Source organism: Sorangium sp. So ce1014 (genome assembly GCF_051521505.1).
In the GTDB taxonomy this organism is placed as follows: Bacteria; Myxococcota_A; Polyangia; order Polyangiales; family Polyangiaceae; genus Sorangium.
Map to the genome: position 1 here is coordinate 6,982,696 of NZ_CP150356.1, position 22,991 is coordinate 7,005,686.

Annotated in this window: 16 protein-coding genes; 11 read left to right on the top strand and 5 right to left on the bottom strand. The window is 69.0% G+C overall.

From position 1 onward, the window contains the following. Positions 1-329 precede the first annotated feature (329 nt). Positions 330-1,244 carry a terpene synthase family protein gene (locus WME75_RS26300; protein ID WP_437476340.1) on the top strand — a complete coding sequence of 305 codons (915 nt, stop codon included), beginning with the start codon at positions 330-332 and terminating at the stop codon, positions 1,242-1,244. A gap of 76 nt (positions 1,245-1,320) precedes the next feature. Here the strand turns inward: WME75_RS26300 and WME75_RS26305 are convergent, their stop codons facing one another. Then, positions 1,321-1,626 carry an extensin family protein gene (locus tag WME75_RS26305; protein ID WP_437476342.1) on the bottom strand — a complete coding sequence of 102 codons (306 nt, stop codon included), beginning with the start codon at positions 1,624-1,626 and terminating at the stop codon, positions 1,321-1,323. A gap of 340 nt (positions 1,627-1,966) precedes the next feature. Between WME75_RS26305 and WME75_RS26310 the strand changes: the two genes are divergently transcribed. The 4 genes from WME75_RS26310 (at position 1,967) to tnpC (ending at position 4,855) form a co-directional block, all read left to right on the top strand. After that, positions 1,967-2,176 (top strand): hypothetical protein, encoded by a 210-nt coding sequence (locus tag WME75_RS26310; protein ID WP_437476345.1) that lies wholly within the window; start codon positions 1,967-1,969, stop codon positions 2,174-2,176. A gap of 251 nt (positions 2,177-2,427) precedes the next feature. Next, positions 2,428-2,766, top strand: a complete 339-nt coding sequence (gene tnpA, locus WME75_RS26315; protein ID WP_437476348.1) for an IS66 family insertion sequence element accessory protein TnpA — start codon at positions 2,428-2,430, stop codon at positions 2,764-2,766. Further along, complete coding sequence (gene tnpB / locus WME75_RS26320; protein WP_437476351.1) at positions 2,760-3,182, top strand: IS66 family insertion sequence element accessory protein TnpB; 423 nt, start codon at positions 2,760-2,762, stop codon at positions 3,180-3,182. The genes tnpA and tnpB overlap by 7 nt, the downstream gene beginning before the upstream one ends. Next, the gene (gene tnpC, locus WME75_RS26325) at positions 3,179-4,855 is read left to right on the top strand and encodes an IS66 family transposase (protein ID WP_437476354.1); all 1,677 of its coding nucleotides are present in this window, start codon (positions 3,179-3,181) and stop codon (positions 4,853-4,855) included. Before tnpB ends, tnpC begins: the two co-directional genes overlap by 4 nt. 753 nt (positions 4,856-5,608) lie before the next feature. On the opposite strand, the gene WME75_RS26330 is transcribed toward tnpC, so the two are convergent. The 3 genes from WME75_RS26330 to WME75_RS26340 all read right to left on the bottom strand — a co-directional run bounded on the left by WME75_RS26330 (position 5,609) and on the right by WME75_RS26340 (position 8,378). After that, positions 5,609-6,790, bottom strand: coding sequence for a glycoside hydrolase family 11 protein (locus tag WME75_RS26330; protein WP_437476356.1), 1,182 nt, complete (start codon positions 6,788-6,790; stop codon positions 5,609-5,611). Between the two features lie 884 nt (positions 6,791-7,674). Continuing rightward, the gene (locus WME75_RS26335; RefSeq protein ID WP_437476359.1) at positions 7,675-7,911 is read right to left on the bottom strand and encodes a hypothetical protein; all 237 of its coding nucleotides are present in this window, start codon (positions 7,909-7,911) and stop codon (positions 7,675-7,677) included. 65 nt (positions 7,912-7,976) lie between these two features. Next, positions 7,977-8,378: a group II truncated hemoglobin gene (locus WME75_RS26340; protein ID WP_437476362.1), complete on the bottom strand. Its 402-nt coding sequence runs from the start codon at positions 8,376-8,378 to the stop codon at positions 7,977-7,979. A gap of 337 nt (positions 8,379-8,715) precedes the next feature. Between WME75_RS26340 and WME75_RS26345 the strand changes: the two genes are divergently transcribed. The 6 genes from WME75_RS26345 to WME75_RS26370 all read left to right on the top strand — a co-directional run bounded on the left by WME75_RS26345 (position 8,716) and on the right by WME75_RS26370 (position 22,102). Beyond that, a complete protein-coding gene (locus tag WME75_RS26345; protein WP_437476365.1) occupies positions 8,716-14,322 on the top strand; it encodes an nSTAND1 domain-containing NTPase in 5,607 nt (1,868 codons plus the stop codon). A gap of 912 nt (positions 14,323-15,234) precedes the next feature. Then, the gene (locus tag WME75_RS26350) at positions 15,235-16,215 is read left to right on the top strand and encodes a hypothetical protein (protein WP_437476368.1); all 981 of its coding nucleotides are present in this window, start codon (positions 15,235-15,237) and stop codon (positions 16,213-16,215) included. Further along, a complete protein-coding gene (locus tag WME75_RS26355) occupies positions 16,209-17,780 on the top strand; it encodes a protein kinase (RefSeq protein WP_437476371.1) in 1,572 nt (523 codons plus the stop codon). Before WME75_RS26350 ends, WME75_RS26355 begins: the two co-directional genes overlap by 7 nt. A 668-nt stretch (positions 17,781-18,448) precedes the next feature. Further along, positions 18,449-18,694: a hypothetical protein gene (locus tag WME75_RS26360; RefSeq protein WP_437476374.1), complete on the top strand. Its 246-nt coding sequence runs from the start codon at positions 18,449-18,451 to the stop codon at positions 18,692-18,694. Between the two features lie 1,608 nt (positions 18,695-20,302). Then, positions 20,303-20,533 (top strand): hypothetical protein, encoded by a 231-nt coding sequence (locus WME75_RS26365; RefSeq protein ID WP_437476377.1) that lies wholly within the window; start codon positions 20,303-20,305, stop codon positions 20,531-20,533. Between the two features lie 483 nt (positions 20,534-21,016). After that, positions 21,017-22,102 carry a hypothetical protein gene (locus WME75_RS26370; RefSeq protein WP_437476380.1) on the top strand — a complete coding sequence of 362 codons (1,086 nt, stop codon included), beginning with the start codon at positions 21,017-21,019 and terminating at the stop codon, positions 22,100-22,102. 222 nt (positions 22,103-22,324) lie between these two features. On the opposite strand, the gene WME75_RS26375 is transcribed toward WME75_RS26370, so the two are convergent. After that, positions 22,325-22,660 carry a hypothetical protein gene (locus WME75_RS26375; RefSeq protein WP_437476382.1) on the bottom strand — a complete coding sequence of 112 codons (336 nt, stop codon included), beginning with the start codon at positions 22,658-22,660 and terminating at the stop codon, positions 22,325-22,327. Between the last annotated feature and the right edge of the window lie 331 nt (positions 22,661-22,991).

The following is a 22,991-nucleotide window of genomic DNA, read 5'->3' on the forward strand; positions in this document are numbered from 1 at the left end:
CGACGCGCGCGGTCCCGCCACTTCGGTTCGCCGCGCCACACTTTACCGCGACGTAGCACCAAGCGGAGGGCATCCTACCGTACAGCTGTACCCGACTGATGTCGTTCACTGACGCCGGCTCCGCGGAAACCTGCGCAGGATTGCCTCGGCGTTGGGCGGGATGGTAATTCGTTCAATGCGCCTGCCACCTGCTGCGGTCGGAAGCGGTTCGTGGTATGAACGTCTCTCGGAGTGGGGGCGCCAACGGTTCCAGCGCATGGGCCAAGCAGCTTCCAATCCGTGTCGAGGAGGAAGTTGTGCATAGAGCTCTACTTTGTCCTTTTCCCGCCATGCCGCCCCACCTGCAGGCGGCACAGCTCGCGAACGATTGCCTCGAATGGACTCGCAAGTGTGGCCTGCTCCCCGATGAATCGCCACGAACGCTCCACAAGGTGCGCAGCTATTCGGCGCTCGCCGCGCATTGTTACCCCGATGCGCATTTCGAGCGGCTTCGGGCGATTTGCGACTACTTCAGCTGGCTCTTCTTCTTCGATGATGTGTGCGAGAACACGTCACTGAACGGCGCCGAACCGAAGGTTGTCTCGAGACTGCTGTTCGATGTGTACGGGGTGCTGCGAGGGCCCACGGCTGCCGTTGGGCATGCGCCATTTGCCCAAGCATTGGCGGACATTTGGCGACGCATCGGCGATAGTTGTCCTGCGTTCTGGCGGCGGCGCCTCATCCGCCACGTCGAAAACTACATCGATGGCTGTGTCTGGGAAGCGCAAAACCGCCAGCTCGACCGCGTACCCAGTCGCGCGGTGTTCGAGGGTATGCGCATGCACACGTCCACCATGTACGAATTTTGGGACTTCATCGAATATGCCGGCGATCTGTTCTTGCCGGATGAGGTTGTAGAACATCCCTTGGTGGCGGAGGTGCGTCGCGCCGGCAACGCCATCGCGTCTTTTGCCAACGACATTTACTCGCTGCGCAAAGAGACGAGCAACCGCGACGTGCACAATTTGGTCATCGTGCTCATGCACGAAGAGCGCATCGAGCTCGAAGCAGCGTACGCGCGCACCGCCGGTATCCACGATGCTCAAGTCGAGCACTTCCTAGAGCTGGTGAAGCACCTGCCTACGTTTTCTGCAACCATCGACCGGAACCTGGCGCGTTACGTGGAGGGCATACGCATCTGGATCCGCGCCAACCACGATTGGTCGATCGTCACGCCCCGCTACAATGAGCCCGATGCGCGATGAAGCGCTACCTCGCGCCATCCACCCGATACCGCACCAGATCGACGTGGAGATGGTGGCGGTGCAGCTTGTCGAAGTATTACGTGAGCACGACGGAGAACACCTTCTCGTCGTAGAGCCGCTGTGCCACCGCGTGCAGGAACTTGCTGGCCGCAGTGTCGATCTTCGAAAGATCGCGTAACACCGAGAGGGTGCGTCCGTTCTCCAGCTTGAAGCTCCGGATGTCGATGGCGTTGGCGTAGCTGTGTTCGCTCACCAGCGACTGAAAGCGTGCCATCTGCCGGCAGCTGTACGTGCCCTCCGTGAGACACCGAGACGACGCGTTTGCCCAAGCGCTTCGCCGCTCCTTCGTTCGCGATCGCTTCGTATCCGCCCGGCCGTTCAAGGTCGTGGTCGTCGAGCCGCGGGTCGATGTTTCCTACACTTCCGAGTCATACCGCATGTCCACTTGTACACCCCAAAGCTTCTCAGTCGGGGTCGCTGCGGACATGGGGCCTCCCGGCGCTCGGCGAGGGTGCGAGCGTCCTGCCCTGAGCTACCCCCTTCCGCGCCCCGCGCAGAAGTCGACGAGCGCGCCCGCCTCGAGGCGCCGGCGCCGCGTCCGCGAGGCCGTCGGCGGCCCGCCCGATCCGCTCCAAGATCTCGCCCATTTCCTCGTCGGAGGTGTCGTTCGGCGCGCCGCGCAATGCCTGATCGCCCGTCCACTGCTGCTCCGGCGCGCGAAGGTGAAGTTCAACGGCATCTCGAAGTTCGACGTGGAGTCGACGAGCGGTAGCTGGTCGTACGGCTACTCGTATTCGCTCGGTCGCTGGGGCTACGCGATGGCGTACTACCTGACGGCGACCTATTCGGAGTCGGGCACGCCGGGGCAGCTCGGCTACAACTTCGCGTGCTATCGATCGGACGGGACAGCCAGCGGCGGCGGCATCGGCTGACCGGCGCGGCGGGTCGCGGGCGGCGCTCCTGGGGCCGCCCCGGCGCGCATGGCCGACCCACCCCCAGGTGACGCGCTACTCCCGCCAGCGCTCGAGGAGCTCGCGGGCGGCGGCCGCCGAAGGCCCGCGGGAGGCGCCGGGCGGTCCCGTCCCGCTCGGCGCGGCGCTGCGGCGTAAGCGCCCGGCCAAGGGCATCGTGACCGTCCGCGTGGCGTCGGTTACCTGTTCCCATCGCGACGAAGGAGGAAGCGATGGCGACGAGAATGGAGTGGGCCGAGCGGGTGGGTCGATGGGAGCGGAGCGGGCTGAGTGCCGAGAAGTTCGCGCGCCGCGAGGGCTACAAGCCCAAGCAGCTGTACTGGTGGCGCTGGAAGCTGCGGGCTGATGGGCCCGCGCAGCCGGCGCCGTCGTCGCTGGCGGAAACGCCGCGCTTCCTGCCGGTACACGTGGTGACCGACGCATCGCCGGTCGCGTCGGAGCCGATCGAGATCGCGCTGCCCAACGGGCGGGTGGTCCGCGTTCGGCCGGGCTTCGACCCGGCCACGCTCGAGCGCGTGCTGGCGCTCGCTGCCGAGGAGGTGCCGTGCTGACGCTGCCGCCGTCGGTGCGCGTGTACGTCGCGGCCGAGCCTACCGACCTGCGCAAGAGCTTTGATGGCCTGTCGGTACTGGTCGCTCAGTGCTTCGGAGCCGATCCGCTCTGCGGCCATCTGTTCGTGTTCAGGAATCGGCGAGGCGACCAGGTGCGAGTCTTATTCTGGGACCGCACTGGCTACGTGATTGTGGCGAAGAAACTCGCCCGCGGCCGATTCCACCTTGCCCGCGACCTGCCCAAGGGAGCGACCCACATTGAGGTCGAGGCGGCCGAGCTGTCGCTGATGCTCGAAGGCATCGACCTGTCGCAGGCCGTACGGCGCAAGCGCTGGAGGCCCGGCGTGAGAAATTTCGACGCGTCGAAGCAACGCTTGATGGATGCGCGCGGGATAGATATCCAACGCGCCACGTGAGCAGTCCCCCTCCGTCCCAAGCACAGCTCCCCGCCGATCTGGCCGATGTGCGACGCAAGCTCGAGCAGCTCGCGGCCGACGGGCAGGTCGCGGCGCTCATCGAGCTGGTACTCGGGCTTCTGGTCCAGCTGCGCGACAAGAACACCGCGCTGTCGGCGAGGCTCGCGAGCGCGCTGCGTGAGCTGTACGGCCGCAAGAGCCAGAAGGTCTCTACCGAGCAGCTGATGCTGCTGTTCGCCGAGCTCGGCGCCCAGACGCCGCAGGGGGGCGGTGACTGCGCGCCCTCGTCAGACCCTGGCGCGGAGGCTCCTGAGCAGCCGGGGCAGGGGCTGGTGCCGCAACCTCCTGAGCCGCCGAAGCCGCCGCGAGGACGGCGTGGGCGCGCGCCGCTTCCCGCACACCTGCCGCGCGAGACGCGCGTTGTGCCCGTCGCCGAAGCCGAGCGGAAGTGCCCGCAGTGCGGCGCGGACAAAAAGTGCATCGGTCACCGTACGAGCGAAGTTCTCGAGTTCGTCCCTGCACAGTTCCGGGTCATCGAGGAGCAGAGGGAGAAGCTCGCCTGTCCGCGCTGTCCCGAGCAGGGGGTGACGACGGCGGACAGCGAGAAGGTGATGGATCGGGGTCGCCCGGGGCCGGGGCTGCTCGCGAGCATCATCGTCGAGAAGTTCGAGGACGCGATGCCGCTGTATCGGCAAGCGCAGCAGTATGCCCGCTTCGGCGTGTCGCTGTCGCCGTCGACGCTGGGTGAGTGGTCGGCGTTCGCACTCGATGTGCTCGCCTCGGTGGCCAAGAGGATCCAGGAGCGCGTGCTGGGCGCATGCTACCTGCGCGCCGATGACACCGGGATGCGCGTGCTGGATCAGGATCATCCAGCGGGGGTGAAGCGAGGGCACATCTGGGCCTTTGTCGGGGCTGGGCTCGTCGCCTTCCTGTACGCACCGGACTGGAGGGCGAAGCATCCGGCTGCCCAGCTGCAGGGCTTCACCGGCTACCTGCAGGGCGATGGTTATGCAGGGTACGGCGCGATGTTGCGCGGAGACGACGGTGGCGAGGTGATCGTGCCCGAGGAGCGCCGGCTCGGCTGTGGAATGCACATCCGCGCGAAGTTCGAGAAGGCGGCGAAGGGCGGCGACGAGCGAGCCGCTGTGGCGCTTGCGTACTTCAAGGCCATCTACCGCATCGAAGCTGCCTGCAAAGCTGAGGCGCTGTCCGCGGAGGCACGCCTGACGCGCCGGCAGGCGCTGTCGCTCCCCGTGCTCGAGGAGCTCTATAAGTGGATTCACGATCTGCACCTGCGGCTCGTGCCAAGTACGCCGCTATACGTCGCGACGCTGTACGCCATCAACCAGGAGGCAGCGTGGCGGCGCTGCTTCACGGATGGGCGCTTCGAGATCGACAACGGTGAAGTCGAACGGCGGATAAGATGTGTGGCGCTCGGAAGGAAAAACTACTTGTTCGCGGGCTCGGACAAGGGAGCTGAACGCCTCGCCGTCGGCTACACCGTATTTGGCTCGTGCCGGATGCACGGAGTCAACCCGCTCGCCTGGGCGACGGAGGTGATCGGCAAGCTGCAGGCGGGCTGGCCGCGCGAACGGCTGGACGAGCTGCTGCCCGACGCGTGGGCGCGAGCGTCGCTCGCGGCTCCGGCCGCCGGCGACGCCGACGCGTCCTGAACGACGCGGACCTCAATCCTCGCCGCCGGGGGTCCGGGGGGAAAGCTTCTCGCCGGCCCTCTCGTGTCCGCCCGCGTCTGCCCGGACCATCGGTAGGCGCCGCCCCGCGCCCAGCATCGTCGACCCCGGTGAGAGCCGCAAGGGGCCGCGCCCATGGCGATGGCTGGGCGCTTACGCTGCGGCAGCGCCGCGTGTGGCTGCAGATTGCGGTGTTCTTCCTCTACACGGGCCTCGAGTTGATGCTCGGGCAGTGGAGCTTCACGCTCAACACCGAGGCGCGCGGCGTCGCGGCGGAGACGGCCGGGGTGTGGGCGGGCGCCTACTGGGGCAGCATCGGCGTCGGGCGCGTCGTGCTCGGCCTGGCGGTCGATCGGGTGGGCGCGGACCGGCGCCTCCGCATGGCCACGCTGACGGCGCTGCTCAGAAGCGTGCTGTTCGCGGTCGGCCCGGCCGGGCCAGGGGCCGCGGGGCTCATGCTGGCGGGGCTCGGCGTGGCGCTGCGCACCTTGCTGGACGACCTCCTGGCCAGCCGACCCATCGAGGTCGATGCCGCGCCGTCGTGCCCCAGCCCCGGCGCGTCCGCCCCCAAGACCCTCCTGGTCGAGGAGACGGGCGCCGAGATCTGGCTCGTGGGCTTATGCGCTCCGCCCCCCCCTGCGTCGCGCCATCGAGTCAAGCAGGGCGAGGTTGCCTTCCGCCCGTGCGTCAGCGCGGCTCGCCCCCTGCCCACAGCGGAGGCTCAAGGCCCAGGGCTCACTTCATCGACACGCTCACGTCAGCGCTCCCACTGCTCTGATACCCTTCCACGACCATCGAGACCTCATACAGGTTCCCCATGGTCATCCCCAGGCGCTGCCATGCATCGAAGTGGTTGGCGACAGAGATGGTCCCACTCGTACGCTTCGCTGTGCGGACGCTCCAGAACTGATAGAAGGTCTTGTTGCCTTCGATGGAAGGCTGGTTGACTCGCTGGGTCCGATAGATGTCATAGGTACCGCCATCACTTGTGACGGAGCCCATGCGCCCCTCCCCGCCCGGCGGACGCCAGCTGCCCCAGCTATCAATGATGTAGTACTCCACGAGCGGGCTCTTCGTCCACCCATAGACGCCCAGGTAGGAGTTGCCGTTCGGCCGGTAGTCGGCCTCGTAGGTCACGATTTGATTCTTTGACCCAGGCCTCAGACCCTTACGACCCAGCAGATTATTGATGTTGTTCCAGTCGACGCTGAAGCCATCCGCTGTGTTGATCTGGCATCCGCTCCCTGAGTCCTTCCAGTACTCAAAGGTGAAGCCGCAGTGGGTGCCGGTGAGATTGCTGCAGACCGACTGGTCGGGTGACGTGCACGTGCTGGAGCCGCCGCCCGAGCCGCCCGAGCCGCCTGCCCCGCCGGCGCCGCCCGCGCCGCCGGCGCCGCCCGCGCCCCCTGCCCCCGAGCTGCTGCTCGACGACGCGCTCGAGCTGCTGCTCGACGACGCGCTCGAGCTGCTGCTCGACGACGCGGAAGTGCTAGAGCCTCCGCTGCCGGTGACCGACGCGACAGAGGGCTTGCCGGAGCCGGTCGCGCAGAATCCGAACGTCGTCGAGGCGCTCGGCCGCAGCGCTCCGTTCCAGCCCAGGTTCGAGCCGGTGAGCTGCCCGTTCGACGAGGCAAAGGTCGCGTTCCACTGGTTGTTCACCGTCGAGCCGTTGAGCGCGATCCCCACGCGCCAGCTGGTGGTGTTCTGCTGGCTGATGTTCTTGACCGTCACGTTCGCGCAGTAGCCACCCGACCACTGCGACTGAAGCGCGACATCCGCGGACAGCGTGCCGTCCGGGCTGTTCAACGCGGAGTCCAGAAGCTCGATGTCCTCGTCCACGATGCTGTCAACGCTGCACGCCAGCAGGCTGCATGCGATCGAAGCGGAGAGGTAGCCAAGTAAGGGAACGATGCGCATTTAAGGTTTCTCCATGTTCGGACCGGTTGAATCGCGGGCTTCTGCTTGAGATGGAGTTGTGAACCATCGAGACGCCTGCGATCCCTCCGATCTTCTATCGGTTAAAGTTCAAAATTTCCGACCAGCGTGCCGTGATCCCGGTCATCCCGGTGTTTACAGAACCACACGCGGGCCTGCGCCGACCACATGCCTGGCAATCACGATGTTTTGTCGGACGGATGCTCACATGCGAACACCCCGTGTGATGGGGCCGAGCATCAACTCAGAGAAAGCAAGAACAACTCGGACGTGCAGCCGTAAGAAGCAAGTGACCCCGGCAGTAGCCCACTCGGAGTCGACCCTTGAGCGATCGTGCAACCGGCTGCGGCGCCGGCCGAAGCGGCCCTGACCGCCAAGGTAGATTAGAGCATTCTCACAAACAGGAGGAGAATGTCAAGACTCTTTTCTTAGTCGTGACCGTTTGCGATTGGCCTGGTTTGCTGTGGTTTGCCGTGGTTTGCCGTGAAGCGTCCGTGCTGCGGCTTCTCCGTACAGTCACGTTGCGCGCATGGGTTCGATCATAGAACTCAGATCCGTCAAATTCGTTCACTCTCGTGGAAAAGTGACGATGTGTCGATAATCGACCCATGCATCGACGGGGCCTTATTCAGTGCCGCGGCCCACGAGCGCTCATCCCGTGCGACTCGGTGTCCACTGTGGTTCATTCTCGGTCTTCAAGCGGATCGGCGCTCTGGCCAGAGCGACAAACGTGTTGAAATCGCCGGGAGAGAGCAGCATTTCGAGCCGCCAAGGCGCCAGGAAATAGAACGCTGTCTTGGCGCTCTTGGCGCCTTGGCGGTTCGTCTCTCGCTCGATCGACGTGTCGCAACGTGTCGGTGGTCTGACTACCAGCCGGAGTCGTCGTCGTCGCCGTCGTCCAGCACGCCGCCGATCAGGCCGGCTGCGCCCCCGACGGCCGCGCCGCCGCCGCCTGCCAGGAGACCCCCGACGAGCGCGCCCTTGGCAGCACCGCCGACGGGATCGCCCTCGGAGGACTCCGTCGCCTTCCTCTCGACGACCGGGGCCGGCGCCTCCTGCGGGGTCGTCGTCTTCGCCGGCGGATTCTTCTTCTGCTTCTTCATGGTGAGCTTGATTGCAACACCCGCGCCAGCCGCGGCGGGCGCTCACCCGACGGGCGCAGACCGGCTCAGCCCGGTCGGTTGCGCATGAAGTCCGCCACCTCGCCGAAGCGCTTGTCGAGGAAAGCGTGGAGCTCCGCGGGCACGCCGAGCTCGGCCATGGCCGCGCGCATGCACCGCAGCCAGGCGTCGCGCATTGCCACATCGACAGGTACGCGGGCGTGGCGCATCCGCAGCCGCGGGTGGCCGTGCGCCGCGATGTAGTCCTGCGGGCCGCCCAGCCAGCCGATCAGGAAGAGCGCGAAGCGGTCGCGGCTCTCCCGCGAGACCTGGCCGCGCTCGTCGCACACATGGAGGCGCGCGAGCGCCGGCTCGTCGCGGGCCATCAGGTCGTAGAAGCGCTCGACGAGCCGGCGCACCGCCGGCTCGCCGCCCAGCAGGTCGAAAGGGGTCTCGGACGGCTCGGGCATCGGCACGCCGTCTAGCGATCTGCCGCGGCGTCGTCAACGTGGGTCGGGTCGCCCGCTCGGCGCTGCGCTCGACGCGCTGCCAGCGCGCGGGCCGCCCGCCCGGCGCTGCGCTCGACGCGCTGGCAGCACGCCGGCGCCGGACGACGCGCGGGGGCCACTCTATGAAATGGTGGGCAGCGACATCGGCCGCCCGAGCATCGGACTGACCACATCGTCGAGCTCTGCCGGCGCGCGCGCTGAACGAGCTCGACAGCCGCGATCGTCGCGATGCTCTCGTGGTGCGGCGCCTTCCGTCCGAAGCCGCCGCGGGGAGGCGGCCGCCACCGGAGGGGTTGCGATGAACCGGGAGACTCTCGCTCCAGGGATGGTGTTCCAGGGCCGCTACGAGCTCCTCTCCCTGCTCCGGGAGAGCAGCCTCGGCGCCATCTACGCCGGGCGACAGATCGACAGCGGGCAGCCGATCGCCCTCACGCTGATGCCCCTCGCCCCGGACGGAGATCCCGCGGATCCAGCGCGCGGCGACCGCGCGCGCGCCCTGCAAGCGATGCGTGGCTGCGCGCGACTCCAGCACCCCAATATCGTCCGGCTCATCGACTGGGGGCAGACGGACGCAGGGCAGCTTTATACGGTCTGCGAGCTCGTGCCCGGGCAGAGCCTGGCCGAGCTGCTCGCGGAGCACGGCGCGCTCGATCTGCAGGAAGCGCGGCACCTGATGCGGCAGGTCCTCGGCGCGCTGGCCTGCGCGCACCGGCAGGGCATCGTTCACGGGGCGCTCAGGCCGAGCCACGTGATGATCGTGCCCTCGGCGGGGCGGCGCGACGCGCGGGTGCTCGATTTCGGCCTCGCCGCCGTGGCCGCGCGCCTGCGGAGCGGCCGGGGCGGAGCGCCCCCCTCGGGCACCGAGCCCCTGGGCTCGCTGGACTATGCAGCGCCCGAGCAGCTCCAGGGGCTCTCGCCGACGCCGCGCTCGGATCTGTACGCCTGGGGGCTCATGTTCCTCGAGTGCCTCGCCGGCAGGCGCGTGGACCGGACCAGCCCTCCGGACAGGGAGGGTCTCCAGCAGGAGAGCCGCGGGCCGGTCCGGATCCCTCCCGCCCTCCTCGGGCACCCGGTCGGCGCGATCTTGCGGCGGGCGACGACAGAGAAGGCCGGCGAGCGGGCCATCACGGCCGAGGGCCTCCTGCGCGAGCTCGACGCCTGCGAGCCGGGCGGGCTCCGCCGGGCAGGCGCCGTCGAGCTCGGCGTGCCCCACGGCGGGGAGACGGCAGAGAGCGGGGGCTCGGGGGCGCCGGCGCGGCGGCAGCCCGAGCAGCCCGCGGCGGACGCGCCCCCCGAGGAGGTGGAGACGCCGGAGATGGTCGGGCTCACGCCTCCCGCGCTCACGCCGCCCACGGAGGAGGCGCCGACGACGCCGGCGGACGCCCTCGGGGGCTTCGTGCCCCCGGACGTCGGCGACACCATCAAGCACTACGAGATCATCCGCAAGCTGGGCCAGGGCGGCATGGGGGTCGTGTTGCTGGCCCGCGACACGCGGCTCGGCCGCCTTGTCGCGATCAAGCTCCTCCGCGAGCACAGCTGGCAAGGAACCAGCCGCTTCCTGGCCGAGGCGCGGGCCACGGCGCGCTGCCGGCACGAGAACATCGTGGTCATCCACGAGGTGGACGAGATCCACGGACATCCCTATCTCGTGCTCGAGTACGTCAAGGGTCGCACGCTGCGCGAGTGGATGGCGCATCGCGAGCACCCCAGCGCGCCCGGGTCGCCCGTCTCGCACACGCCGCCCGGCCCCCTGTCGCCCAGCCTGGCCGTCGAGCTCATGATCCCCGTGGTCCGCGCGCTGATCTGCGCGCATGAGCTCGGGATCGTGCACCGCGATCTCAAGCCGGAGAACATCCTCCTGGAGGACACCGGGGCCATCAAGGTGCTCGATTTCGGCATCGCCAAGCAGATCGAGGCCGAGAAGATCTCGATGTTCACGGGGGTGCGGAGGGTGCTCGCGGGAGGGGCTCGGCCGAACGGGCAAAGCACGGTCCTCGGCACGCCCAGGTACATGTCGCCCGAGCAGCTGCGGGGCGGGGACATCGATGCTCGCGCCGACCTCTGGGCGGTGGGCATCATCCTCCACGAGCTCGTCACGGGGGCGCACCCGCTCGACCCGTTCTCGGCCGCGCGGCTCGTCGAGATCGTGAACTTCGAGCTCCCCATGCCGCTCGCCAGCGAGCGGCGCTCGGACGTGGGCGCGCTCGGCGCCCTCATCGACCGTTGCCTGAAGAAGCGCCCGGACGAGCGCGTCGGCTCGGCCAGGGAGCTCCTCGCCGAGCTCGAGGCCCTCCTGCCCGGTCGAACGGCGCTCGATCTGGGCGAGGACGAGAACCCGTTCGCGGGCCTCGCCGCGTTCCAGGAGGCCGACGCCCCGCGCTTCTTCGGCCGCGAGCGCGAGGTCGCCGCCCTCGTGACGCGGCTGCGCAACCAGCAGCTCGTCGCCGTCGCCGGGCCCTCGGGGGCGGGCAAGTCGTCGTTCGTCCGCGCGGGGGTGATCCCGGCGTTGAAGCGCTCGGGGGACCGCTGGGAAGCGTTCATCCTGCGCCCGGGGCACCGCCCGCTGTCGGCGCTCGTCGACGTGCTCGCGCAGGTCGCCGAGGCGGAGTCCGCCGGCGCGACGAGCTCGTCCGAGCTCCCCGATCACGACGCGCTCGTCGCCACGCTGCAGGCCCAGCCGGGCCGCCTGGGTGCCCGGCTGCGCGCGCGCTGTCGCCGGGAGGGGAGGAGGCACCGCATCCTGCTCTTCGTCGATCAGTTCGAGGAGCTCTACACGCTCGGCGTCGCCGCCGAGGTGCGGGCGGCGTTCGTCGCTTGCCTCGCGGGCGCGGCCGACGACGCCTCGTCGCCGCTGCGCGTCCTGCTCGCCCTCCGCTCGGACTTCCTCGATCGCATCGCCGACGACCACCACTTCATGACCGAGGTGACCCGCGGGCTCCTGTTCCTGCCGCCCATGGCGCGCGACGGCCTGCGCGAGGCGCTGACGCGGCCCACCGAGGCGACCGGTCACCGGTTCGAGACCGCGGAGATGGTCGCGCACATGCTGGGCACGCTCGAGAGCACCCGGAGCCCCTTGCCGCTCCTGCAATTCACGGCCGCGAAGCTGTGGGAGGCGCGGGATCGCGAGCGCCGGATCCTGACGCGGGACAGCTACGAGCGGCTCGGCGGCGTGGCCGGCGCCCTGTCCGCCCACGCGGACGCGGTGCTCTCGGCGCTGCCGCTCGCCGAGCAGCAGCTGGCCCGGGCGGTGCTCCTGCGCCTCGTGACGCCCGAGCGCACGCGCGCCGTCGTGCGCATGGAGGAGCTCCGCGAGCTCGCGCGGGACGGCCAGGGGGACGCCGCCCAGGCGATCGCGCAGGTGGTCCAGCACCTCGCCGGCGCGCGGCTCCTGCTCATCGAGACCGGCGGCGAGCGCGAGGGCACGACCGTCGAGCTCGTGCACGATGCCTTGATCGATCGGTGGGCGAGGCTCGGGCAGTGGCTCGCCGAGAGCGAGCAAGACGCCGAGTTCCTGGCCCGGCTCCGCGCCGCGGCCCAGCAGTGGGAGGCGAGCGGGCAGGCCGAGGGGTTGCTCTGGCGCGATCGTGCGGCGGAGGACGCCCGGGCCTGGTACGCGCGCCGCCGCGCCGAGCAGGGGGCCGAGTGGCGCGCCGGGCTCGGCGGCCGCGAGGAGCGCTACCTCCTGGCCGTCGTGGCCCACTGCGAGCGGGCGCGCCGCCTGCGCCGGCGGCTCACCACGGGCGTGATCGCCGCGCTCACGGCGTTCGCGGTCACGGTGTCGTACCTGGCGCTCCGCGCCGACCAGCAGGCCACGCGCGCCGATCGGGAGGCCCTGCGCGCGCGCAACGCCACCCGCGTGGCCGCGGCGCGCGAGCTGCAAGCCGACCCCACGAGCGTGCTCGCGCTCCTGCGCGAGGTCGAGCCGCCCGACGAGCCGCGGGGGTGGGCCGTCCTCGCGCGCTGGGCGCTGTACAGCAGGATCTCGCGCGCGGTGCTCGTCCACCCGGACGGGGTGCTGGACGCGGACTACAGCCCTGACGGCAAGCGCATCGTCACTGCGTCCTGGGACAGGACCGCGCGGGTGTGGAGCGCCGATGGCACGGGCGAGCCCCTCGTCCTCCGCGGCCACACGGATGTGGTCTATTCGGCGGCGTTCAGCCCCGACGGCGAGCGCGTCGTCACCGCGTCGGCTGACAGGACCGCGCGGGTGTGGAACGCCGATGGCACGGGCGAGCCCCTCGTCCTCCGCGGTCACGAGGACTGGGGCCAGTCGGCGGCGTTCAGCCCCGATGGCGAGCGCATCGTCACCGCGTCGGCCGACAGGACCGCGCGGGTGTGGAACGCCGACGGCACGGGCGAGCCCCTCGTCCTCCGCGGCCACACGGATCAGGTCTATGCGGCGGCGTTCAGCCCCGATGGCGAGCGCATCGTCACCGGGGCGCAGGACCGCACCGCGCGGGTGTGGAACGCCGACGGCACGGGCGAGCCCCTCGTCCTCCGCGGCCACACCGATCGGGTTTATTCGGTGGCGTTCAGCCCCGATGGTCAGCGCATCGTCACCGCGTCCTGGGACAGGACGGTGCGGGTGTGGAACGCCGACGGCACGGGCGAGCCCCTCGTCCTCCGCGGCCACACCGATCGGGTCTACTCGGCGGCGTTCAGCCCCGACAGCAAGCGCATCGCCACCGGGTCGCAGGACGAGACGGTGCGGATATGGAACGCCGACGGCACGGGTGAGCCGTTCGTCCTTCGCGGTCACGACGATCTGATCTATTCCGTGGCGTTCAGCCCCGACGGCCACCGCCTCGTCAGCGCGTCTCACGACAGGACCGCGCGCGTGTGGGACGCCGGCGGCACGGGCGAGCCCATCGCCCTCCGCGGCCACACGGATCGAGTCTACGGGGTGGCGTTCAGCCCCGATGGCCGGCGGGCCGCCTCCGCGTCGCTGGACAGGACGGTGCGGGTGTGGAACGCCGACGGCACCGGCGAGCCGCTCGTCCTCCGCGGTCACGGCGACGAGGTCAACTCGGTGGCGTTCAGCCCCGATGGCCAGCGCATCGCCACCGGGTCCGCCGACAAGACCGTGCGGGTGTGGAGCGCCGACGGCGCCGGCGAGCCCCTCGTCCTCCGCGGTCACGAGGATCAGGTCTACTCGGCGGTGTTCAGCCCCGATGGCCGGCGCATCGCCACCGGGTCATGGGACAGGACCGTGCGGGTATGGAACGCCGACGGCACCGGCAAGCCTCTCGTCCTCCGCGGTCACGAGGATCGGATCTACTCGGTGGCGTTCAGCCCCGACGGCAAGCGCATCGTCTCCGGGTCGTCGGACAACACCGCCCGGGTGTGGAGCGCCGACGGCGCGGGCGAGCCGACCGTCTTTCGTGGTCACGACGGCGGGATCAACGCGGTGGCGTTCAGCCCTGATGGCCAGCGCATCGCCACCGCGTCGTGGGACAGGACCGCGCGGGTGTGGAGCGCCGACGGCAAGGGCGAGCCGCTGGTCCTCCGCGGTCACGAGCACTGGGTGCTGGGGGTGGCGTTCAGCCCCGACGGCAAGCGCATCGCCACCGGAGCGCAGGACAACACCGTGCGGGTGTGGAACGCCGACGGCACGGGCGAGCCGCTGGTCCTCCGCGCCTCCGATTCGCCGATCAACGCCGTGGCGTTCAGCCCGGATGGCCAGCGGATCGTCGCCGCGGCGGACGACAGGGTGGTGCGGGTGTGGACCGATCTCGAGGAGCTCCGCGGCGTCGACGACCCGAAGCTGTGGGCCGCGACCACCTACTGCATGCCGCTCGACCGGAGGATGGAGCTCCTGCGCGTGTCCGAGGCCGCCGCCGGGGCCAGCCGGGAGGCCTGCGTGCGCCGGGTCGAGGAGGCGCGCGCGGCTGCCAAGGGGCCCTAGAACCGCGGGTCAGAGATCCTGCCAGGATTCCTGAGACGATGCGGCAGGGTTGGAGTGCTTCAACATCGCAAAGGCCTCCTCGTCCGGGGTGCAGAGTCTCCGGTCAGGAGACGGCGACGCGGCAGAGCTCGTCATGCGGCCCGCAGGTTTGCGACGGATCGAGACCAACCCGGCCGCCTGAAAAGGAGGTGCCACGGAGGTCACGACCATCGCCGGCGCTCGTTACGAGGCCGCGGAAAGGTCGCGACCCATCGCGAAGGATCTTTTCGGCCAGGGAACAGGTCACGATCGAAAGAAATGAATTTTTCATACAAACGGCGTGGTACCGACCAGGCCATCGGCTCAAGAGGAGCCTCCACGATGGGTCGAGACCGCGCGGGGGGCATCCAAACGAGCGGCCGGAGGGGTCGAGAGCCCCTCGGCAGCGCACCGGTCAATCCAGCGAGCAGCGCGTCCAGCTCGCCACCGCGCCGCTCTGGATCGACGCCGACGGCGACGGGCGCTCCCTCGGCCGCGCTGCCGAGCCGGAGCGCGGGGCGAGCTCCGTGGCGCCCCCGGCATGGCAGCGCGGCCCCGCGGGAACGCGGCAGCAGGCGCTGCGCCAAGCCGGCCGACGGCTGAGCCGGCCGCGCAGCCTTCCATGCGCCGATCGCCTTGTTCTGAAGCCTATGCAGAGCACCGCCCCCTCGCGCGGTCACGACCGGGACTGGAGCCGTCACCCGTCGCGGTGCTTTTTGCGGTCCGCAGAGAGAATTTTCGTCGCTCGTGCGCAATGCATCGCTGAAACATCGCGCGGGACGCGCGGCGCTTCTGCGCGCCCGGCCGCACCTGTCACGGTGGTATGAAGAGCAACGCCGCGCTGGATTGGGCCAGCGCGGCGTTGTGGTCCCCCTCGTAGCCCCGAGGTGAACCGTGCATGCGTCTAATCCACTGGTCCATCTGCGGCAAGCGGCGGCCCTGGCTACCATCCTTGCCTCCACGTTCCCCCTCCAAGCCGAGGAGCCTTCCCCACGCTCCCGAGAGGTCCAGGAGCTCATCGATGAGGCCGAGAAGGCCACCAAGCGCCTCGATCTCCCGCGCGCCCGCGAGTACTGGGCGCGGATCAACGTCCTCGATCCCTCTCCGATGGCCGTGTGTCAGCTCGGACAGTTCGACTTGCGCCTCGACCGCCTCGAGGAGGCCATGGCCGAGCTCTCCCAGTGCGTCGAGCAGATGCCCGCGCCGACCAACGAGCTCGAGCGCCGCCGCTACGAGCAGAGGCACGCCGATCTCGCGGCGGTTCGGCAGCGCGTGGCAACGCTCCACGTCAGCCTCCCCCCGGACACGGCGCGGCTGCTCGTCGACGGTCGCGAGGTGAGCGTGGGCGCCCCGGTCTTCGTCACGCCTGGACAGCACGAGGTCACGGCGACGGGGAAGCAGGGACAGGTAGCCCATGCGCTCGTGAAGGTGGCGGCAGGCGATTCGCGGCGCGTCTCGCTCGCCTTCGAGGCCCCGAAGGCTTCCGCCTCAAGAGCCCCTGTACCGGCTGCGGTCGTGCCGGCGCGCTCCAAGCCGAACCCCTGGATCATCGGCTCCGGCGCGGCCGCCTCGGCGGCCCTGCTCGGCGCGGGCGTCGGGCTTCACGTCGCCGGCGACGCCGCGGAGAGTGAAGCGGCCGCCAAGGTGGCTCGCATGACCGACGGCTCGATGCGCCCGAGTAGCGCGCAGTTCCGCCGCTTTCACGACGACGCCCACGCGGCCGACACTCGAGCGAGCCTGTTCGGTGGCTTCGGCTCGGCTGCGCTCGTCGCCGGCGCAACGCTCGGCGCCGCGACGGTCGTCTATGTCGTCTGGCCGCGGAAGGCCGAGATCCGCCCGCGAGGCGCCGGCGCGGAGGTCAAGCTTGTATGGTAGCCGCCGGCGAGATCTGGGAAGGCCACGAGCTGCTCAACGAGGAACGCGGCCTGGTCCGTCACTTCCTCGCGCGACAGGGTGGCGACAAGGGAGACCTCGTCTGGTTGCACGTCCACGAGGGCACGGGCCTTGATGAGGGCGCGTTCGCTGAGGAGATCGCGCGCCTGCAGCGCCTCTCCGACGAGGTCCCGGAGGTCGTGCGCGTGCTCTACGGGGGGGTGCGCGGCTCCGTCGCGTGGGCAGCGACCCCCGTTCTCAGCGACGCGGTCCCGCTCCTCGACGCCGCGCGCGGGTACGATCTCGGGCCGGCCGCGCTCCAGGAGCTGATCGCCATTGGCCGCTGTCTCGAGCGCGCTCATGAGCTCTCCATGATCCATGGTGCCCTCAGTCCTGACCGGGTCTTCGTCGTGGGTGACGGCCGATATGCGATAACGCACTTCGGCTTTGTGCGGCTCTTTCAGCTCGGCTCAGACGATGCTCGTCAAGACCCGTACGGGTATCTACCACCGGAGCTCTTCTCCGGTGGGCGCCTGGGACTTCGCGCGGATGTCTACGGCTTCGGCACCATCATGTATGAGCTCTTGTGCAAACGCCCCCTCTCGACGTGGATCGAGCCCACGAGTTTTCCCGTCGGGCTGCCTCGGGAGCTTCGGGGGATGATGACGGACTCCCTTGCGGAGAACCCCGAGCGACGGCAGCCGAGCATCCGAACGATGCTCGCTGTTCTGACTCCCTTCGCCCGCGAATGGGGAGAGCTCGGCGAGCCGCCGGCCGCTCCCAACGTGGACATCTTCGCCGAGCCATCCGGCGCTCGATGCAAGCCGGACGAGGGAGCGCCGATCTCCGTGGAGGACGAGGCGGAGCCGCTCGGCTCGGGTGAACAGGTGGGACGAGCCAGCGCGCTCCCCACGCCGCGCCCCTCCGAAGCGCCCGACACGGCCAGGAGCGCGCCGCCTCGGGACGCGCAGGACCACGCTCCCCACGCGCCGCCGCTCGCCGCGTCGCGCCCTCCCGACACGCCCGACACGCTCAAGAGCGCGGTGCCGCCGCGGGACGCGCGGGACCACACCATCTACGCGCCCACGGTCGTACCGCCGGCGCCTCCGGCGCCCGAGCTACCGGATCTCGCTCCGCGGCTGCCGGTCCAGCCGACGCCCTCGACCCCTCCCCCTTCTCCGCTGCTGTCGGTAGCGCCGGCGCCTTCGCCCCCTCTGCGTTCAAGCGGCACCCCAGGGCGACGCTCCCCCACGCGCCGGCTCAGCGCCCTGCTCGCGCTCGCCTTCTTGCTCGGGAGCGCGGGAGCGCTCGTCCTCCGGAGGGAGCAGTCCCCCCCCAGAGCTGCGCCGCGCCTGGCGCGGGTCGTCCAGCGTGCGGCCCTCCGAGCCACCCCACCGCCTCCCCCGCGGCCGTCCGATGCACCGCGAGCGCCGCCGCCCGTCGCACATCGCTCCGTCACGAACCGCCAGGCCGCCTTCCCGCGGCAAGCCATGAAGACGCCGTCGAAGGACGGCGATGATGGCGATGTTTGTAACAGGCTCGTCGTTTGCGGGCCGCACAAGTACTGAGCCAGGGGGAGTGGTTCACGATGCGATCAACACCCTATTTTGCTCTCGGCACGGCTGCGCTGCTCGGCTGCGGTGAAGGCCTCGACATTCCCGAACCACGAACCGAGGATCACACGGTATGGCTTTGGTCTGGACCGGATCCGAACCCTCCATCCTGTCCCCGGGGCCGGCTGGACTATTGGGAAGGATGGGCCGATGTGTCTGCGAGCCCTCAGAGAGAGTGCGGGACGTGCAGTTGTGGACCTGCCCCCTGCGTGCTGCCGTCCGAGTTCACGGCCCACGAGTCGAACCTGTGCGCAGACGAGGGGATCCCGGTCACCCTCGACACCGAAATGCATCAACGAGGGGAATGCATCGAGGCCGAACCGCGCATCCCGGATGAGGCGCTCGCTGCCATCACCCTCGCTCCGCCAACGGTGGCCTCCCGGTGCGAGCCCCTGCAGCAGTTCGGTCCGCCTCCCCTTAGCGGGAAATTTGCGCGCGCTTGCCCGTGGGTCCCAGGAGATTTTCCCGAGTTCGACGGATTGGCGTGCATCGCGCCCGATGGTGATGGGTCATGCCCGCGAGGCTTCTCCGGTCGCTTCGAGTTCCAGGAGAGGATCAGCGACGCTCGGACATGCACTCCATGCGCTTGCGGAGATCCAGCGGGTGGAAGGTGTTTGGCGGATGTGCTGCTCTTCCGCGACACAGGCTGCTCCGATCTGATGACGTTGGTCAACGGCGTCGAGGCCCACGCACTGTGCATCGATACACAACCGAACTCGCCGCTGGCAGCGGCACATGTGATCCTCGCGCACGAAGAGCCTGGGGCTTGCCCGCCGACGGAGAACATTTCCTATGTCGGTGGCAGGATCGAGAGCGGCGAAACACGCGTGTTCTGCTGCACCGAGCATACCATCACGGATGAAGAGTGACCGAAGCAAAGGATGAGGCATGCGATGCGAACGGCTGCGTCATACACATTGGCCACGCTGGCACTCCTCGGCTGCTCCTCGCCGGTGCCCGACGACGGCCTACCGGATCCGGACCCGACCAAGCTCATTCTGCTCTTCGGCGGCCGGCAGGAAAGGGCACCGAGGTGCGACGCGGATGGCGAGCTCCTGTGGGAAGGGTGGACAGCGTGGGATGAGGATCCTGAGCCGGACGAATGCGAGCCATGTGAGTGTACGCCGGCAGCCTGCGTTCGACCGTCAAAGGTGTCCGCGCGCAGGTCGGGTTGCCCCGGTGGCAACTCCATCCTCACGCTCACCGGTGGCGACTCCTGGGACGGGGCATGTGCGGCCGGCGCCTTCTCGGTGGCGAGCAGCTCCTACGATTCCGTGACGCTCGAGCCGGCGGCGCTCGCCGATTGTCAACCTGTCTCGCCAGTACCCGCACCGTCGCGAAAGAAGATGAGCTTCGTCCGTGCTTGCCTTCCAGGTTCAGACGAGATGATCCCCACGGGTTTTCGCCGCTGTTACCTCCCGCAAGACAATGGAGAATGCTGGCGTAAATACCAGACGCGTTTCGAGTTCCCGGTCTACACGGACACGCGCACGTGCACCCCGTGCTCGTGCGGCGCGCCACGCGGAGGAAAGTGTGCCGCGCAAACCACGCTGTACAGGGGAGAAGACTGCTCGGGCGAGGTTGGATCTGTTGCTGTTTCCAACGCGGATCATCCGATTTGCACGGAGGAGATCGATGGAGAGATTGCGGCGATGCGGTCCGCCTGGATACAGAACGAGCCTGGCACCTGCACCCCTTCGACGGCTTCCAAGATCGCGAGCGGCAAGCTGGAGCGCGGTGAAACGCGCGTGTACTGCTGCAACCACTAGAAGCACGTCGCCGCGCGTCCTTCTCTGGATGAAGACCGACCGAAGCAAAGGATGAGGCGCACGATGCGAACGGTTACGTTCTACACACTGGCCACGGTGGCACTCATCGGCTGTTACTCGCCGGTCTCCGACGACGACCTACCAGAGCGGGACCCGAGCAAGCTCATTCTGTTCTACAGCGGCTCCCAGGAAAACGCACTGAGTTGCGATCCGGATGGCAAGATCCTGTGGGAAGGGTGGACGGACTGGGGTGAGGATCCTGAACCGGATCAATGCGAGCCATGTGAGTGTATGCCGGCGGCCTGCGTGCGACCGTCGGAGGTGTTCGCCAATTCGTCGAGTTGCCCCGGGGGCGCCCCCGTCGTGACGCTCGATGGCGGCGCCTCCTGGGACGGTGCGTGCAAGGCGGGCCCCTCCTCGGTGACGAGCGGCGATTATGTTTCCGTGACGTTCGAGCCGCCGGCGCTCGCTGATTGCTCACCCGTCGCGCCAGTACCCGCACCGTCGCGAAAGACTCTGAGCTTCGTCCGAGCTTGCCTTCCAGGCACGAGCGAGATCATCCCCGCGGTCTTCAGCGTGTGTTACCTTCCACAAGACAATGGAGAATGCTGGCGAGGAAGACAGGCGCGTTTCGAGTTCCCGGTCTACACGGACACTCGCACCTGTACCCCGTGCTCATGCGGCGCGCCACGCGGGGGAAAGTGCACCGTGCAAACCGCGCTGTACAGTGATGAGGACTGCGTTGACAAGGTTGGCTCTGTCGCTATTTCCAACGCGGATTATCCGATTTGTACGCCGGAGATCGACGGAGAGATTGCGGCGATGCGGTCCGTTTGGACACAGAACGAGCCTGGCACCTGCGCCCCTTCGACGGATCCCACGATCGCGAGCGGCAAGCTGGAGCGCAGTGAAACGGCCGTGATGTGCTGCGGCCCGTGATAACGCGCCTCCGCGCGTCCTTCTTGGAGGCCGGCTCAGCCACGGCCGCCGTGGCTGGAGACGTGCCCGAGCTCGGATCGAGGCGGACGACGGCCGCGCCGAGCTCGCCGACGTCCGCCTCGACCTCCGCGCCAGTGTGCCCGAGGAGGGCGCCCGCGCCGCGCTCGCCGCGCGCCGCGCTCTTTCTTTTCGTCGAAGCCTTTCTTTCGGCGGTCACGCCGCGGGCTGCGGATACAGCGCCGGGGCCTTTGCTGCGGGTCGCCGTTCGCGCTCGCACTCCGAGCGCACGTGGCCCAGCAGATCGCCTATTGCCCAGGTCGGCACTCTGGTCAAGCGATAGGCGCTCCACGTGTTCAGTAGACGACGCTCCGTCGCGGCTCATAGCCTGGGACGATGGAGGCGGTGGAGAACAGGTGCGCCCGGTGCGACATGCGAGCGCCGGCCGGCGAGAAACACTGCGCAGCGTGCGCCGCGGCGCTCCGTGTGCCGAAGAGGCAGCCGCTCGGGGTCCGCCAATACCTGGGGCTCACGCTCCTCGGCGGGATCGCGGTGACGCTCGGCGCGGTAGCCGTCACAGGCGCGCGCGGCACCGAGCCGGCCAGCAACACCTACATCGAGCGGGGCGCGCCCCCGCCACCCAGCGCGCCGCCCCCGCCGCCGGTGCCCACCCAGGACCCAGCGGTCGGCATCCGCGCCATCTACGAGGCGCAGTACGCCGGGGCGAAGCCGGAGGACCGGGCCTCCGCCGTCCGGGCGTGCATGTTGGGCTCAGCGTGCCCGCAGGCCCAGGTAGACGGCATCATCGCCGCCGGTGCCCACGAGCGCGAGCGGGAGGAGCTGCGCCGGCTGAGCCATGCGTGGGGCGCGCACGTCGCGGCCAAGGGCGGCACGGACGGGGAGCAGCTCAGCGCCGTGGCCGTTGCCGCCGCGGCGCTCCAGCTGGAGGAGTGCGGCATCGCCGAGCTGAAGAAGCTCGACTGGACCACCCAGGGCGAGGCCGACAAGGACATCGGCGGCGCCCGCGGGAGGATGATCAACGTCTACGGCCGCGTGAACCAGATCCGGAAGGACGGCGAGCTCCACTGGGGAACCATGGGCACCGCCGCCGGGTGGGTCTACTTCGTCGTCGTCGGCGCCACGAAGGGCGTGGTCTCCGGGCGGCACGCCGAGATCGCCGGCATGGTGGTGCAGCGGTACAACTACGCGAACACCATGGGCGGGCTCACCGACTCGATCCTCGTAGTCGGCCGCGCTCGAGGCCAGGCCGACAGCGACAAACCGCTGCCTCCGGCGCCGACACGAAGCGCCGTGCTGGCCCCGGTGCCCACGGGCCCGCGGAAGGCAGCCACGGCGCTCGTCACGTCCGGGGCGCCGCCGTCGTCCACGTGGGACCTCCCGTTTGCTCCGCCGGGATCCATAGCTTCTGCGCACGCGGCCGCGCCGTCGGCGCCTCCTCCCGAGCGATGGTCCGGCGCTCTCGACGATCGCCCGCCGCCGCCCAAAGCGCCGGCACCGCCCGAGGCAGCCGCCGCGCCACCAGGGCCAGCTACCGCTGCCGCTGAAAATTGAGCGCACACTCGCCCACGTAACAGGCGGCCGTCGTGGCTCATGCGTCTCCTGACCTCCTGTTGACGCTCGTGCCAGCGCTCGGCGCGGCTCCCCACACCGAGCGGGCGATTGATGGCTCCGCTGCCTGCATCATGGTCGAGCTCAACCAGGGGGATACGGCGGCCCGCGCCGCGCGCCGCGCGCCGCGCTCCGCCGACCGGATGAGCAGTGTCAGGGCGAGAGCTACACCCTATCATTTCCTCTCAATGCTCGCGCGCATCGTTCAGCCAAATCATGTATCTCTTGAGCCGCTTGACACGCTTCGCTACTATCCAATCCTGGCTCGATCAGCTGGTTGATTCGCTTGACCACCCCCAGGTTCCCCGCTGAGAAATCGGCCGTTCCGACGCCGAGCTTGCCCGCTGCATGAAGCTCGACGAGCTGCTCGTATGCCCTCTCGAACGACGCGAGATTTTCAAGAACCATCTGTCGGTTCGCAACCACATAAGCCCACGCGGCAACAACTTCAACCATGCGTGCACCGTTGTAGAAATCGACCAGCAGTTTCTCAATTTCCATCACGTGTCTCCTCGAATTACCCGCTTGCTTCTCATCAAGATCGCAGCGACACAGCCGATCACCTTTAGGCCCGCTTCATATGGAGCGTCAGCCTGCGACGGAGCGTCAGCCTGCGACGGAGCGTCATGGTCCGGGCGACTCGGCTCCGTGTTCTTGCATTCGGTTGGCTCCTCGGAATCTCTCGGTTCCGGAGGCACGTCCCCGAAGTCTCCAGAACCTGTCGTCAGATTGATAATGCCGCCTGTGCCGTCCGTTCCCTCACCGCGGACCCAGCACTGCTGCCAAGGGGCCCTGAATCGGGGGTGGCTCGGGAGTATCGGCGGGAGTCGAT

What these genes read in the sequence shown, in the direction of transcription:
- WME75_RS26300 (WP_437476340.1), top strand. Translation starts at nt 330, where the DNA reads ATGCCGCCCCACCTGCAGGCGGCACAGCTCGCGAACGATTGCCTCGAA.
- tnpA (WP_437476348.1), top strand. Translation starts at nt 2,428, where the DNA reads ATGGCGACGAGAATGGAGTGGGCCGAGCGGGTGGGTCGATGGGAGCGG.
- WME75_RS26330 (WP_437476356.1), bottom strand. Translation starts at nt 6,790, where the DNA reads ATGCGCATCGTTCCCTTACTTGGCTACCTCTCCGCTTCGATCGCATGC.
- WME75_RS26335 (WP_437476359.1), bottom strand. Translation starts at nt 7,911, where the DNA reads ATGAAGAAGCAGAAGAAGAATCCGCCGGCGAAGACGACGACCCCGCAG.
- WME75_RS26340 (WP_437476362.1), bottom strand. Translation starts at nt 8,378, where the DNA reads ATGCCCGAGCCGTCCGAGACCCCTTTCGACCTGCTGGGCGGCGAGCCG.
- WME75_RS26345 (WP_437476365.1), top strand. Translation starts at nt 8,716, where the DNA reads ATGAACCGGGAGACTCTCGCTCCAGGGATGGTGTTCCAGGGCCGCTAC.
- WME75_RS26355 (WP_437476371.1), top strand. Translation starts at nt 16,209, where the DNA reads ATGGTAGCCGCCGGCGAGATCTGGGAAGGCCACGAGCTGCTCAACGAG.
- WME75_RS26375 (WP_437476382.1), bottom strand. Translation starts at nt 22,660, where the DNA reads ATGGAAATTGAGAAACTGCTGGTCGATTTCTACAACGGTGCACGCATG.